Origin of the sequence: Curtobacterium sp. ME26 (assembly GCF_903970945.1) — a bacterium.
Classification (GTDB): domain Bacteria; phylum Actinomycetota; class Actinomycetes; order Actinomycetales; family Microbacteriaceae; genus Curtobacterium; species Curtobacterium citri.
The window spans coordinates 1-13,246 of the sequence record NZ_CAJCKG010000064.1; the positions used below are offsets into that span (position 1 = coordinate 1).

Annotated in this window: 14 protein-coding genes; 3 read left to right on the top strand and 11 right to left on the bottom strand. The window is 73.1% G+C overall.

Annotated elements, in window-relative coordinates; translation table 11 throughout:
• Positions 1-1,368, bottom strand: a 1,368-nt coding sequence (locus H7A69_RS15740) for an ATP-dependent DNA helicase RecG (RefSeq protein WP_182047928.1), incomplete at its 3' end; no start/stop codon positions are given.
• A 153-nt stretch (positions 1,369-1,521) separates the two neighbouring features.
• Between H7A69_RS15740 and H7A69_RS15745 the strand changes: the two genes are divergently transcribed.
• On the top strand, positions 1,522-2,082 hold the full coding sequence (locus tag H7A69_RS15745; RefSeq protein WP_182047919.1) for an RsmD family RNA methyltransferase: 561 nt from the start codon (positions 1,522-1,524) through the stop codon (positions 2,080-2,082).
• Between the two features lie 148 nt (positions 2,083-2,230).
• Here H7A69_RS15745 and thiL read toward each other — a convergent pair whose 3' ends face one another.
• Positions 2,231-3,256 (bottom strand): thiamine-phosphate kinase, encoded by a 1,026-nt coding sequence (gene thiL, locus H7A69_RS15750; RefSeq protein ID WP_182047920.1) that lies wholly within the window; start codon positions 3,254-3,256, stop codon positions 2,231-2,233.
• Positions 3,257-3,280: 24 nt separating this feature from the next.
• Here thiL and H7A69_RS15755 point away from each other — a divergent pair, with 24 nt between their 5' ends.
• Positions 3,281-3,766 (top strand): DUF3515 family protein, encoded by a 486-nt coding sequence (locus H7A69_RS15755; protein WP_182047921.1) that lies wholly within the window; start codon positions 3,281-3,283, stop codon positions 3,764-3,766.
• Between the two features lie 43 nt (positions 3,767-3,809).
• On the opposite strand, the gene H7A69_RS15760 is transcribed toward H7A69_RS15755, so the two are convergent.
• From H7A69_RS15760 to leuC, 6 genes are all read right to left on the bottom strand, one after another.
• The gene (locus tag H7A69_RS15760; protein WP_182047922.1) at positions 3,810-4,907 is read right to left on the bottom strand and encodes a D-alanine--D-alanine ligase family protein; all 1,098 of its coding nucleotides are present in this window, start codon (positions 4,905-4,907) and stop codon (positions 3,810-3,812) included.
• A gap of 32 nt (positions 4,908-4,939) precedes the next feature.
• Entirely contained in the window at positions 4,940-5,953 is a 1,014-nt protein-coding gene (locus tag H7A69_RS15765) for an NAD(P)H-dependent glycerol-3-phosphate dehydrogenase (RefSeq protein WP_069711316.1), read from the bottom strand.
• Positions 5,954-6,044: 91 nt separating this feature from the next.
• Entirely contained in the window at positions 6,045-6,893 is an 849-nt protein-coding gene (locus H7A69_RS15770) for a lysophospholipid acyltransferase family protein (protein WP_259346266.1), read from the bottom strand.
• Positions 6,894-6,897: 4 nt separating this feature from the next.
• Positions 6,898-8,265: a UDP-N-acetylglucosamine 1-carboxyvinyltransferase gene (gene murA / locus H7A69_RS15775; protein WP_182047923.1), complete on the bottom strand. Its 1,368-nt coding sequence runs from the start codon at positions 8,263-8,265 to the stop codon at positions 6,898-6,900.
• Positions 8,265-8,861, bottom strand: coding sequence for a 3-isopropylmalate dehydratase small subunit (leuD, locus tag H7A69_RS15780; RefSeq protein ID WP_069710660.1), 597 nt, complete (start codon positions 8,859-8,861; stop codon positions 8,265-8,267). The genes murA and leuD overlap by 1 nt, the downstream gene beginning before the upstream one ends.
• Positions 8,861-10,300, bottom strand: a complete 1,440-nt coding sequence (gene leuC, locus H7A69_RS15785; protein ID WP_182047924.1) for a 3-isopropylmalate dehydratase large subunit — start codon at positions 10,298-10,300, stop codon at positions 8,861-8,863. Before leuC ends, leuD begins: the two co-directional genes overlap by 1 nt.
• Before the next feature lie 225 nt (positions 10,301-10,525).
• Here leuC and H7A69_RS15790 point away from each other — a divergent pair, with 225 nt between their 5' ends.
• Positions 10,526-11,593, top strand: coding sequence for an FUSC family protein (locus H7A69_RS15790; RefSeq protein ID WP_182047925.1), 1,068 nt, complete (start codon positions 10,526-10,528; stop codon positions 11,591-11,593).
• A 96-nt stretch (positions 11,594-11,689) separates the two neighbouring features.
• On the opposite strand, the gene H7A69_RS15795 is transcribed toward H7A69_RS15790, so the two are convergent.
• From H7A69_RS15795 to H7A69_RS15805, 3 genes are read right to left on the bottom strand one after another with little or no spacing between them, the layout of a single operon-like run.
• A complete protein-coding gene (locus tag H7A69_RS15795; RefSeq protein ID WP_182047926.1) occupies positions 11,690-12,295 on the bottom strand; it encodes a histidine phosphatase family protein in 606 nt (201 codons plus the stop codon).
• Entirely contained in the window at positions 12,292-12,666 is a 375-nt protein-coding gene (gene crcB, locus H7A69_RS15800) for a fluoride efflux transporter CrcB (RefSeq protein WP_182047927.1), read from the bottom strand. The genes H7A69_RS15795 and crcB overlap by 4 nt, the downstream gene beginning before the upstream one ends.
• Positions 12,663-13,112 (bottom strand): fluoride efflux transporter FluC, encoded by a 450-nt coding sequence (locus tag H7A69_RS15805; protein ID WP_220456272.1) that lies wholly within the window; start codon positions 13,110-13,112, stop codon positions 12,663-12,665. Before H7A69_RS15805 ends, crcB begins: the two co-directional genes overlap by 4 nt.
• Between the last annotated feature and the right edge of the window lie 134 nt (positions 13,113-13,246).

Here is a 13,246-nt window from a genome sequence, read left to right on the forward strand (position 1 = left end):
GACGTCGAGGTCCCCGAACACCGTCATCGCCACGGTGCGCGGGATCGGCGTCGCCGTCAGGACGAGCACGTGCGGCGGCGTCGCGCCCTTCGTCCGCAGGGCCTCCCGCTGCTCCACGCCGAAGCGGTGCTGCTCGTCGACTACCACGAGTCCGAGCTCGGCGAAGTCGACCCGGTCGCCCAGGAGCGCGTGCGTCCCGACGACGAGCCGGGAGCTGCCGGAGGCGGCCGCGAGCAGGGCACGACGCCGCTCGTCGGTCGACTGCGAGCCGGTGAGGATGACCGGCCGGAGCTCCGCGGCGAGGTCCGGACCGAGGAACTTCACGATCGAGCGGAGGTGCTGCGCCGCCAGGACCTCGGTCGGCGCGATCAGGGCCGACTGGCCGCCGGACTCCGCCACGGTGAGCATCGCGCGGATCGCCACGAGGGTCTTGCCCGAGCCGACCTCGCCCTGGACGAGCCGGTGCATGGGCCACTCGCCCGCCAGGTCGTGCGCGATCTCGGCGCCCACCGCCTGCTGGTCGTCGGTCAGGGTGAACGGCAGCGAGGCGTCGAAGCGCTCGAGGATGCCGCCGCTCGACGCCGTCCGCGGGGTCGCCGCCGTCGCGCGGGCCGCGATCCGCCGCTGCACGAGCGCCGTCTGCAGCACGAAGGCCTCGCGGTAGCGCAGGGCGTCCTGCGCCCGCTTGAAGTCGGCGACCTTCTCCGGCCGGTGCAGGAGCTCGAGGGCGCGACGGAACGGCACCAGGCCGAGGCGCGTGCGCGCGGGTGCCGGGACGGGGTCCGGCAGGTCGGGCAGGGTGTCGAGGAGGACCGCCATCGCCTTCGCGATCTGCCACGAGGTGAGCGAGGCCGTCGCCGGGTAGATCGGGATCGGCTGGCGGGACCAGCGGATCGCCTCCTCGTCCTCGGGGTCGGCGGTGGCGCGCGGGTCGTCGGCGTCGAACAGCTCGTAGTCGGGGTGGGCGAGCTGGCGGGCGCCGCGGTAGTCGCCCACCTTGCCGGCGAAGATGCCGCGGGCGCCGGGCACGAGGTCCTTCGTGCGCCAGCCCTGGTTGAAGAACGTCAGGGTGAGCAGCCCCTTCCCGTCGCCGATCTTCGCCTCGAGGATCGAGCCGCGGCGGGCGCGCATCGTGCGCTCACGGACGTCGATGACCTCGGCGACGATCGTCACGGACTCCCCGATCGCGAGCGAGTCGAGGGCCGTCAGCGCCCCGCGCTCCGCGTACCGGCGCGGGGCGTGCTCGAGGAACTCGCCGACCGTGCGGTACCCGAACGCCTTCTCGATCGCCTTGGCCGTCCGGCCGCCGAGCACGCCGCCCAGCCGCGCGTCGAGGGGTGCGGGCCCGAGGTCCGGAGGCCCGACGATGTCAGCGGGTCCCGCGGGGTCGGCGGACTCCGTCGGTGCCGCGGCGTCGGAGGTGTCGGAGGTGACCACGCGACCACGGTACCGGGCGCGACCGACGCACCGGGTGCCTCCCGACCGCCCTGTGGACGGCACGCACGCCGCTACGGTGGCTGCATGACCCGCATCATCGCCGGCGCCGCCGGATCCACCGCGCTCCGCGTGCCGAAGTCCGGCACCCGGCCGACGAGCGACCGCGTCCGCGAGGCCCTGTTCTCGTCGCTCGAGGCGCGGGGGCTCGTCGACGACGCGGCGGTCGCCGACCTGTACGCGGGGACGGGCGCGCTCGGACTCGAGGCGGCGTCGCGCGGTGCGGTCGAGGTCGTGCTCGTCGACCGCGCGGCACCCGCCGTCCAGGCCTGTCGTGCGAACGCGAAGGCGGTGCAGCAGCGGGTCCCGCGGGTCCGGATCGACGTGCAACCGCAGCCCGCGCTCGGGTACCTGCGCAGCACCGTGCGGACCTTCGACCTCGTCTTCGTCGACCCGCCCTACGACGTCGCCGAGGAGGAGATCGCCGACGTGCTCGAGGCACTCGTGCCACGGCTGACGGCGGGCGCCGTCGTCGTCGTCGAGCGCAGCAAGCGGTCGCCGGAGCCGACGTGGCCGACGGGGCTCGCCCCGTTCAGCAAGCGCAGCTACGGGGAGACGGTGGCCTGGGAGGCCGTCACGCCGTCCTGAGGCGGAGCTCCGGCCGGCTGCGGCTGCGGCTGCGGCTGCGGCTGCGGCTGCGGGGCGCACCTGGTGCGACACGACGCACGTCGATCGACGCGTGGGACGTCGCGTCACGCGGTACCGCCGGCCGGGAGGCACGGCGCGGCCCCGGCCGTCAGCCCGCGGCGCCGTCCCAGTCGGCGTACGGGTCCCACCCGGTCGTCGGGACCGGCGCACCACCGCGCACCAGGTCCGCGGCCCCGCGGTCGACAACGACCCCGACCCGGCGGAAGCCCCCGGGCAGCGCGACGTCCGGCGGGAAGGTCGCGAGCAGGCCGTGGTCCTCGCCACCGTGGACGGCGAGGTCGTCGAGCAGGCGGGTCGCGTCGAGCGGTCCGTCCGCGTCGAGTGCGAGCGTCACCCGGCTGGCTCGGGCGAGGCGCCCGGCGTCGATCGCCAGGCCGTCGGAGAGGTCGAGCATCGCGGTCGCCCCCGCGGCGGCCGCGGCCGGACCGTCGGCGATCGGCGGCACCGGACGGCGCTGCCGGGCGACGTCCGGGTCGGTGTCGGCTCCGCTCGCGACCGTCGCCGCCCGCGAGGGCTCGCCCTGCGGGTCGACGCCCTCCCGGAACAGCCGCGCGAGTCCACGCGCCGCCCGGCCCAGCTCGCCGGACACCGCGAGCACGTCGCCGACGCGGGCCCCCGACCGGAGCACGGGCGCCCGACCGCCGAGGTCGCCGAACGCCGTCACCGAGACCGTGAACGTGGCGGAGGTCGACAGGTCGCCGCCCACGACGCCGCAGCCGGGCGACAGGGCCGTCACCGCCTCGCGGACGCCGTCGGCGAAGGACTCGAGCACCGCGACGGGGGTGTCCTGCGGTGCGGCGAGGGCGATCACGAGCCCGGTCGGCACCGCCCCCATCGCGGCGACGTCGGACAGGTTCGTCGCGGCCGCCTTCCACCCGACGTCGGCGGGCGACGACCACGCCCAGCGGAAGTCCGGCCCGTGCACCATCATGTCCGTCGTCACGACGAAGCGGCCGTCCGGAGCGGCGACGACCGCGCAGTCGTCGCCGGGGCCGAGCAGGGGTGTACCGGCGGGCAGGCGCCGGACGATCCGGTCGAGGACCGCCAGTTCACCGGCCGTGCCGACCGTGTCCCCCGCGGTCGGTCCGGTCCAGGCGTCGTACGTCGCGTCCACGGGGCAACGGTAGCCTGGACGTCGATGGACACCGTGCGCCGCCCCCTCCGCTGGACCGCGATCGCGGGCGTCCTCGTCGCCCTCGCCGCCGGGCTGACGGGCTGCTCGAACGCCGTGTCGATGGCCCCGGCTCCGTCGGCCGACGCCGCCCAGTGCGCCGCCGTCCAGGTCCGGCTCCCGGCGGTCGTCGGGAACGACCAGGCGCTGCGGAACACCGACGCGCAGTCGACCGCAGCGTGGGGCGACCCGACCGCGGCGCTGTACCACTGCGGCGTCGCGGTGCCGACGGTGTCCGACCTGCCGTGCTTCAGCAAGGGCGGCGTCGACTGGATCCGCGACGACCGCGGGGCGCAGGTCGTCTACACGACCTTCGGCCGGTCCCCCGCGGTGCAGGTCGTCATCGACACCACGAGGACGACGGACCAGGTCGTCCAGGACCTGTCGGACGTCGTGTCGCTGCTGCCCAAGGACGGGCACGCCTGCCTCGACCCCTCGGACGTGCAGGGCTGAGACGTGCAGGGCTGACGCGTGCGGGGCTGCCGCGCCCGCGACGTCAGCGGACGGCGGTGCGGCCCAGCTCGATGAGCTCCGTGACGAGCTCGCCGTAGGACACCCCGGACGCCGCCCAGCAGCGCGGGTACATCGACAGGGGCGTGAAGCCCGGCATGGTGTTGACCTCGTTGACCACGAACCCGTCCTCGGAGAGGAAGCAGTCGACGCGAGCGAGTCCGGCGCCGCCGATGGCGTCGAACGCGCGGGCGCCGATGGCCCGGATCGCCGCGGTCTCGTCGTCGGTCAGCGGCGCGGGGCACAACAGTGCCTCGTCCCCGCCGAGGTACTTCGCGGCGAAGTCGTAGAAGCCGTCCTCGGCGACGACGATCTCGCCCGGCAGGCTCGTGCGCGGCACACCGTCGCGGCCCTCGAGCACGGCGACCTCGACCTCGCGCCCGACGACCCGCGGTTCGACGATCACCTTGGCGTCGTGCTCGAACGCCAGGTCCATCGCCGCCGCGAGCTGCGCGGGCTCGTCGACGCGCGAGACGCCCATGCTGGAGCCGGCTCGGGCGGGCTTCACGAACAGCGGCCAGCCGTGCGCCGCGACCGTGCCGGCGACCCCGTCCGGGTCGGCCGTCCACTCGCGCCGCAGGACCGTCGTCCACGGGGCCACCCGGAGCCCGGCGTGCTCGAGCACCGCCTTCGCGGTGTGCTTGTCCATCGCCAGGGCGCTCGCGAGCACGCCGTCGCCGACGTACGGCAGCCCGGCGACCTCGAGGAGCCCCTGGACCGTGCCGTCCTCGCCGAACGGGCCGTGCAGGATCGGGAACACCACGTCCACCGCGATCGTGGCGACCGTGCCGTCCGGGTGGGAGACGACGAGCTCGTTCGTCGCCGGCGACGTCGGGAACGCCACGCGCGTGCCGTTGTCCGGCACGGTGGGCAGCGCGCCGTCACGGAGCGCCCACTGGGCCGGGTCGTCGGACTGCAGCGTGAACGCGCCGTCCTTCGTGATCCCGACCGGCACGACCGTGTACGCCGAGCGGTCGACGACGTCCATGATGCCGCCGGCGGTGACGCAGCTGATCTCGTGCTCGCTGGACCGGCCGCCGAAGAGCACGGCGACGGTCGTGGGCGCGGGGGCGATCGTGGGCATGGGGGTCCCCTTGCTGGTCGGGCCCGGACCGGTCACTCGCCCTGGGGCTCGTCGGTCTCGGTGAGGTGCGGCGCGATGTTGCGCGGATCGAGCCTACCGGCGAGGACCTCGGCCACCTGGCCCACGATGGGCATGTCGACGCCGTTCGCCGCCGCGAGCTCGAGGATCGGGGCGACCGATGCCAGGCCCTCGGCGGTCTGGTCCATCTGCCGCACGACCTCGTCGAACCGGTACCCCTGGCCGAGCAGGCGGCCGGCCGTGTTGTTCCGCGACAGCGGCGACTGGCACGTGGCGATGAGGTCGCCGAGGCCCGCGAGCCCGGACAGCGTCGAGGGCTGCGCACCGAGCGACACGGCGAAGTCGGTCATCTCGGCGAGGCCCCGGGTGATGATCGAGGCCTTCGTGTTCTCGCCGTAGCCGACGCCGTCGACGATGCCGATCGCGACGGCGATGAGGTTCTTGAGCACCCCGCCGAACTCGGTGCCGATGACGTCCGTGTTCGTGAACGAGCGGAAGTACGGGTTCGTGGCGACCGCGGCCACCGCGGTGGCGGTGTCGATCGACGTGGACGAGACCACGGCGGCGGTCGGCTGCCGCCGCGCGATCTCGAGCGCCAGGTTCGGGCCGCTCGCGACGGCGATGCGGTCGCGGTCGATCCCGAGCCCCTCGTGGAGCACCTCGCTCATCCGGAGGCCCGTGGCCTTCTCGACGCCCTTCATCAGGCTGACGACCGGCACGTCGTCGCCGAGCAGCGGCGCGATCGCGTCGAGGTTCGACCGCAGCGACTGCGACGGCACGGACACGTAGACCTGCTGCGCGTCGGCGAGGACCTGCTCGAGGGAGGTCGACGCGGTGAGGGTGCGCGGGAGGTTGATGCCGGGCAGGTACCCGGAGTTGCGCTTCGTCTCGGTGATCTCGCGGGCGACCTCGGGACGCCGGGCCCAGAGCACCGTCGTCGCCCCGCCCTCGGCGAGCACCTTGGCGAAGGTGGTCCCCCAGCTGCCGGCACCGATCACGGCGACCCGCGGCTTGTCGGTGGACTGCATCACCACGCGGATGGCGGCGGTGTCGACCGCACCGCGCGCGGCGACGGCGGGGTCCGGGTGGTCCTCGTGCGGGCGGAGGCCCGGGCGGTGGTCACTCAAACTTGCCGGTCTCCTTCTGGTTGTTCGCCGCCGGGTCCCAGCGCTCCGCGGGAGCCTGCTCGCCGCGGAGCTCCTCGAGCAGCTCGGTGATGCGCTGCATGACGACCTCGGTGGCCTCGACGAGCGTCTTCTGGTCGAGCGGACGACCGCGGTACGCCGACAGGTCGATCGGGTCGCCGACGATCACGTCGACGCGCGACGGCGGGAAGAGCCGCAGCTTCTTGGCGTACCGCGGCATGATCCGCTGCGTGCCCCAGTGGGCCATCGGGATGATCGGCACGTCGTTCTCGAGCGCGATCCGCACCGCGCCGGTCTTGCCGCGCATCGGCCACAGGTCGGGGTCGCGGGTGAGCGTGCCCTCGGGGTAGACGATGATCGCCCCGCCCTGCTCGATGACGGACCTGCCGCCGCCGAGCGGATCGTTCAGGCGCGTGCGGCCGGAGCGCTCGACGGGGATCTGCCCCATGCCGGACATGAGCTTGCCGACCACCGGCACCCGGAAGATCGACGCCTTCGCGAGGAACCGCGGCGCGCGACGGGACAGCCACACGGCCGTGCCCACCACGAGCGGGTCGATGTTCGTGAAGTGGTTCGGGGCGAGCACGAACGCGCCGTCCTCGGGCAGTCGCTTCGGCCCGTGCCAGTGGTACCGCGCCGAGAACCGGAAGATCGGGATGACCACGGACGCGGTGATGCGGAACGCCGTGTTCAGCTCACCGCGGCGCCACCGGCGCCCCGGGACCGGGAGGCCCGTGGTGACGTCCGTCGCGGACGTGCGCCGTGCCTCCAGGCCGTCCCCTGCTCCGTCTGCCGGACCGCGACCGGTCGCGTCAGCCGCCACCGGGCTAGCCCGCGAAGTCGAAGTCGGCGCCGAGCTTCCGCAGCTTCGGGATGAAGTGCTCGTACCCGCGGCTGATGATGCCGACGTTCGTGATGTGCGACTCGCCCTCGGCGGTCAGGGCCGCGATGAGGTGGCTGAAGCCGCCGCGCAGGTCGGGGACGCGCACGTTCGCGGCGTGCAGCGTCGTCGGGCCGGTGATGACGGCGGCCTGCTCGAAGGGGCGACGGGCGACCCGGCGGTCGTGCCCGGGCAGGCCCTCCTTGTGCACGACGATGTCGGCACCCATCTCGTTCAGCGCGTCGGTGAAGCCGAAGCGGTTCTCGTAGACGGTCTCGTGCACGACGCTCGTACCCTCGGCCTGGGTCAGCGCGACGACGAGCGGCTGCTGCCAGTCCGTCATGAAGCCGGGGTGGACGTCGGTCTCGACGACGACCGGGCGCAGGACCTCGCGCTCGCGGTAGAAGCGGATGCCGTCCTCCTGGATGTCGAACCCGCCGCCCACCTTGCGGAAGACGTTGAGGAACGTCATGAGGTCCTGCTGGTCGGCGCCCTCGACGAAGATGTCGCCGTTCGTGGCGAGCGCGGCGGAGGCCCAGCTCGCGGCCTCGTTGCGGTCGTTGATCGCGCGGTGGGTGTACCCGCGGAGCGACTCGACGCCCTCGATGAAGATCGTGCGGCTCGGCTCGACCGTGACGATCGCGCCCATCTTCTGCAGGATCGCGATGAGGTCCATGATCTCGGGCTCGATCGCGGCGTTGCGGAGCTCGGTGACGCCCTCGGCGAGGACCGACGACAGCAGGACCTGCTCGGTCGCGCCGACGCTCGGGTACGGCAGCTCGATCTTCGCGCCCTTGAGGCCGTCCGGGGCCGTCAGGTGGATGCCGTTGACCTGCTTGTCGACGACCGCGCCCATCGCGCGGAGCGCGTCGAGGTGGAAGTCGATCGGGCGGTCGCCGATGCGGCAGCCGCCGAGGTCGGGGATGAAGGCCTCGCCGAGCTTGTGCAGCAGCGGGCCGCAGAACAGGATCGGGATGCGGCTCGAACCGGCGTGGGCGTCGATCTCGGCGAAGTGCGCCGACTCGACGTTCGACGGGTCGAGGATGAGCTCGCCTCGTGCAGGGTCGGTGATGCGCACACCGTGCACCTCGAGCAGGCCGCGGACGACCTTGACGTCGGAGATGTCCGGCACGTCCTTGAGGATCGACGGGGTGTCACCGAGCAGCGACGCGACCATGGCCTTGGTCGCGAGGTTCTTCGCGCCGCGGACCTCGATGCGTCCCACGAGCGGCTTGCCGCCCCGGATGACGATCTCGTCCGACTTCAGGCCCACGCGGGCCCCTGCTGCTGCTGCGTCCTGTACGAGGGAGTTCACTACTTCACCGGCAATGTCTTCGGCCGCCATCGGGAGCGGCGGGATTCGAACTCCGTGATCGAGGTCTCGTCACGGAGGGTGAGCCCGATGTCGTCGAGCCCTTCCATCAACCGCCAACGAGTGTAGGCGTCGATCTCGAAGGGCACGTCCACCGCGCCGAGCGACACGCGCTGCGTGACCAGGTCGACGGTCGCCTCGATGCCCGGGTTCGCCGCGATCTCGGCCCACAGCCGCTCGACTTCCGGTTCGGTCACGATCGCCGTGACCAGGCCCTGCTTGCCCGCGTTGCCCTTGAAGATGTCCGCGAAACGGGGTGAGACCACGACCTGGAAGCCGAAGTCACGGAGCGCCCAGACCGCGTGCTCGCGGCTCGACCCGGTGCCGAAGTCCGGTCCGGCGACGAGCACGCGGGCACCCTGGTAGCGCTCCTGGTTGAGCACGAACTCCGGGTCCTGGCGCCAGCCGGCGAACAGCGCGTCCTCGAAGCCGGTCTTCGTCACGCGCTTGAGGTAGACCGCCGGGATGATCTGGTCGGTGTCGACGTTCGAGCGCTGCAGGGGCGCGGCGATCCCGGTGACGGTGGTGGTCTTGTCCATCAGACGGCTCCTTCGAGGACGGTGTTCGACTCGGCGTGCTCCAGGTCCCACGGGCTCGAGAGCGTGCCCCGGACGGCGGTGGCGGCGGCGACGAGCGGGGACACGAGGTGCGTCCGCCCGCCCTTGCCCTGCCGGCCCTCGAAGTTGCGGTTCGACGTGCTCGCGCAGCGCTCCCCCGGCGCCAGCTGGTCGGGGTTCATGCCGAGGCACATCGAGCAGCCCGCGAAGCGCCACTCCGCACCGAAGTCGGTGAAGACCTTGTCGAGCCCCTCGGCCTCGGCCTCGAGCCGGACCCGGGCGGACCCCGGCACGACCATCACGCGCACGCCCGGTGCCTTCTCGCGGCCCCGGATGACCGATGCGAAGGCGCGGAGGTCCTCGATGCGCGAGTTGGTGCACGAGCCCATGAACACCGCGTCGACCGCGATGTCCTTCATCGGCGTGCCCGCCTGCAGGTCCATGTACTCGAGCGCCCGCTGCGCCGCGGCCCGGTCGTTCGGGTCGTCGTAGCCCGCGGGGTCCGGGACGCTCTCGGAGAGGGACACGCCCTGGCCCGGGTTCGTGCCCCAGGTGACGAAGGGCTCGAGCGCGTCGGCGTCGATGAACACCTCGGCGTCGAAGACGGCGTCGTCGTCGGTGGCGAGGGTGTCCCAGTACGCGACGGCGTCGTCCCAGTCCTGCCCCGTCGGTGCGTGGTCGCGGCCCTGGACGTAGTCGTAGGTCGTCTGGTCGGGCGCGACCATGCCGGCGCGCGCCCCGGCCTCGATCGACATGTTGCAGATCGTCATGCGGCCCTCCATCGAGAGGGCACGGATGGCCGACCCGCGGTACTCGAGCACGTAGCCCTGGCCGCCGCCGGTGCCGATCTCCGCGATCACGGCGAGGATGATGTCCTTCGCCGTGACGCCGGGGCGCAGCGTGCCCTCGACCGTGATCGCCATCGTCTTGAAGGGCTTCAGCGGCAGGGTCTGCGTGGCGAGGACGTGCTCGACCTCGGACGTGCCGATGCCGAACGCCATCGCACCGAACGCGCCGTGGGTGGAGGTGTGCGAGTCGCCGCACACCACCGTGATGCCGGGCATCGTCAGGCCGAGCTGCGGCCCGACCACGTGCACGATCCCCTGCTCCTCGTCGCCCAGCGAGTGCAGGCGCACGCCGAACTCAGCGCAGTTGCGGCGCAGGGTCTCGATCTGGGTGCGGCTCGTCGGGTCGGCGATCGGCCGGTCTATCGCGAGCGTCGGGGTGTTGTGGTCCTCGGTCGCGATCGTCAGGTCGAGGCGGCGCACGGGGCGGCCGGCCTGGCGCAGGCCGTCGAACGCCTGCGGGCTCGTGACCTCGTGCACGAGGTGGAGGTCGATGTAGAGGAGGTCCGGGTTCCCGTCCTCGCCCTTGACCACGACGTGGTCGTCCCACACCTTCTCGGCGAGCGTCTTTCCCATCGGCCCGGCCCTTCCTCGTTGACGTCGGCACGCCGCGGGGTGCGGCGTGGTCCGGCGAGTCTAGCAGGTTGGTATACCAACGCGCGTCGGGCGGTCGGACGCCCCCGGGAGCCGGACGGGAGACGCGGCGCACGACCGCCACGCGCCTCCCGTCCGGCCGTGACCTCGCCCGGTGCACCGGGTCCGCGTCGACGACACCCGTCGCGGTGGGAGGATGGGAGCGACATGACGACACCTGCGCACTCGACCCGGACCACCAACCTCGAGGGCGCAGCCCGCGCCGCGATCGCCGGCGGCGTCCCGCTCGCGCTGCTCGTCGCACTCGGGATGCCCGGGTACGCGGCGTTCGCGATGTTCGCCGGGTTCACCGCGATCTTCGGCGCGACCGAGCCGTACCGGCAGCGGATGGTGACCACGGGGATCGCGGCCGCGCTCCAGGGCGCGTGCATGGCGGCGGGGCTCGCGGTGTCGTTGTGCGGTGCGCCGCTGTGGCTGCAGGGCACCGGGCTCGTGGTGGTCCTCGTCGTCGCGGTCTGCACGCTCAGTGCGCTGCAGACCATCCCCGCGCAGCCGATCTTCCCCGTGTTCGCGTTCTGCGTGTCGGCGCTCGTGCCCGTCCGTCCCGCCGACCTGCCGCTCGTCGCGACGATCATCGTCGCATCGCTCGCCTGGGCCTGGCTCGTCGCGATGTCCGGCGGGTTGATCCGGCTCGTGCTGCACCCGCGGGCTCCGCACGTCTTCCGTCCGATCGCCCAGCGCAAGCACCGATCGCTCGCCGTCCTCCGCACGCCCGCCGTGTGGGAGACCGTCGGGCTCAACGTCGTCGGCGCGCTCGTCGCCGGTGCGGTCGCCGAGACGGTCCCCGGGCTCGGGCACCCGTACTGGGCCGTCATCGCGGTCGTGTCCACGCTGCCCGCGATCCGGCAGCGCCACACCGTCGTCCGCGCGGTGCAGCGCTTCGTCGGCACCATCGGCGGCACGGTCGTCGCGGTGGGGATCCTGCTGCTCGAGCCCTCGGCGTGGTGGATCGTCGTCATCGCGGTGGTCGGGCAGTTCTTCGCGGAGATCTTCGTCGCGCGGCACTACGCCGTGACGCTGCTGTTCCTCACGCCGCTCGCGCTCGCCGTGTCGTGGCTGAGCCTGCCGGAGGCGCCGGAGCTCCTCGCGCTCGACCGGATCGCGCAGACGACGCTCGGGGCCGTGGTGAGCGTCGGGCTGCTCGTGCTGGGGCGGGCCATCGAGCGTCGGCGGGGTCGCGCGCTCGGCGCGACGAGCGCGATCCGGACGGTCTGACCCGCGGCACGTCGGGCTCGCGGAACGCAACGTGGGCGGTTCCTCGCAGCGTGATGTCGCTGCGGGGAACCGCCCACGTTGCGTCGTGCGGAGGCGTCAGGCGCCGGGCGTGACGTTCCAGGAGTCGATGACGGGGCGCCCGTGCTCGTACCCGAGCGAGCTGACCGTCGCGGTCCCGAGCTTCAGCACGGCACCGTCCTGCGGCGCGAGCCGGATCCAGGCGGCGCCGAGCGCGCGGAGGACGTGACCGTGCGCGACGACGATCGCGTCGTCGCCCTCGGCGAGCACCGGCCGCACGCGGTTCAGCACGCGCTCGACGCGGACGCGGACCTCGGCCGCGTTCTCACCGGGGGTGTCCCCCGCGGGCACGCCGTCGGTCCAGAGGTCCCACGGCCCGTGCCGCTTGACCTTGATCTGCGGGGTGGTCAGGCCCTCGTACGCGCCGTAGTCCCACTCGTACAGGTCCTCGTCGAGCTCCGGGTCGACCCCGACGAGCTCGGCGGTGTCGCGGGCACGCTGGAGCGGGCTGGACAGCGCGAGCGCGAACGTCCGGTCGGCGAGGTACCGGCCGGCGCGCTCCGCCTGCTCGATGCCGTGCTCGGTGAGCGGGATGTCGGTGCGGCCGGTGTGCTGACCGCTCTTCGACCACTCCGTCTCTCCGTGGCGGACGAGGACGAGTTCGCCGGGGCGTTCCGAGGTCATGTGTTCCTTCCGGTGTACAGGCCGAGCGCGGCTGCGCCGACCGAGACGACGAGCATCCCGAGGCCGTTCAGCACGGCGGGTCCGGGCCTGGCTGACCGGAACAGCTGGACGGTCTCGACACTCGCCGTCGAGAACGTCGTGTACCCGCCCATCATGCCCGTCCCGAGCACGGCGACCGTCGAGGGACCGAGTGCACCGGTCTCCCCGAGCCCGGTGACGAAGCCGAGGACGAGCGACCCGGTCACGTTGATGACCAGCGTGCCGAGGGGGAACCGGCTCACCCGTGCCTTGACGGTGCCGTCGAGCCAGAGGCGGAGCGCCGCACCGACACCGCCGCCGACGGAGACCAGGAGGAGTTCGAGCGGACTCACCGGACCTCCCCCGCTCCGGACCGGCGGGCACGCCGTGTGCCGGCGATCCACGCTCCCGCCGCCGCGGCGACGAGACCGAGCACGACCGAGAGCAGCGCGTACCCGGCACCGGCACCCCAGCGGCCCGCGTCGAGCAGCCGGGCGGTGTCGTCGGCGAGCGTCGAGTACGTCGTGAAGCCGCCGAGCACCCCGGTGCCGACGAACAGCCGGACGGCACGGCGACGCCCCTCGTCCGGACCGCGCTGCGCGAGCGACTCGAGCAGCAGTCCCAGGCAGAAGGCGCCGACGACGTTGATCGCGAGGATCGTCCAGCTGATGCCGTCGACCGCGGGCAGCACGGCGGCGAGCGCGGCCCGGACGCCGGTGCCGATCGCGCCGCCGACGGCGACCAGCCCGAGGGACCGCCAGCGCAGGTGCGGCGGTCGTGTTCCCGTCCCGAGCGCCACCGCGCGGAAAGGCCAGACCCTGAACGCCAGACCCCCCCGCGGAACTCCAGTGACGGCCTTCGCCTTCGAAAAACATCTTCTCCTGGAGACAACACAGCATGCTCGTCACTCCGACAAACCCCACACTTGCACTC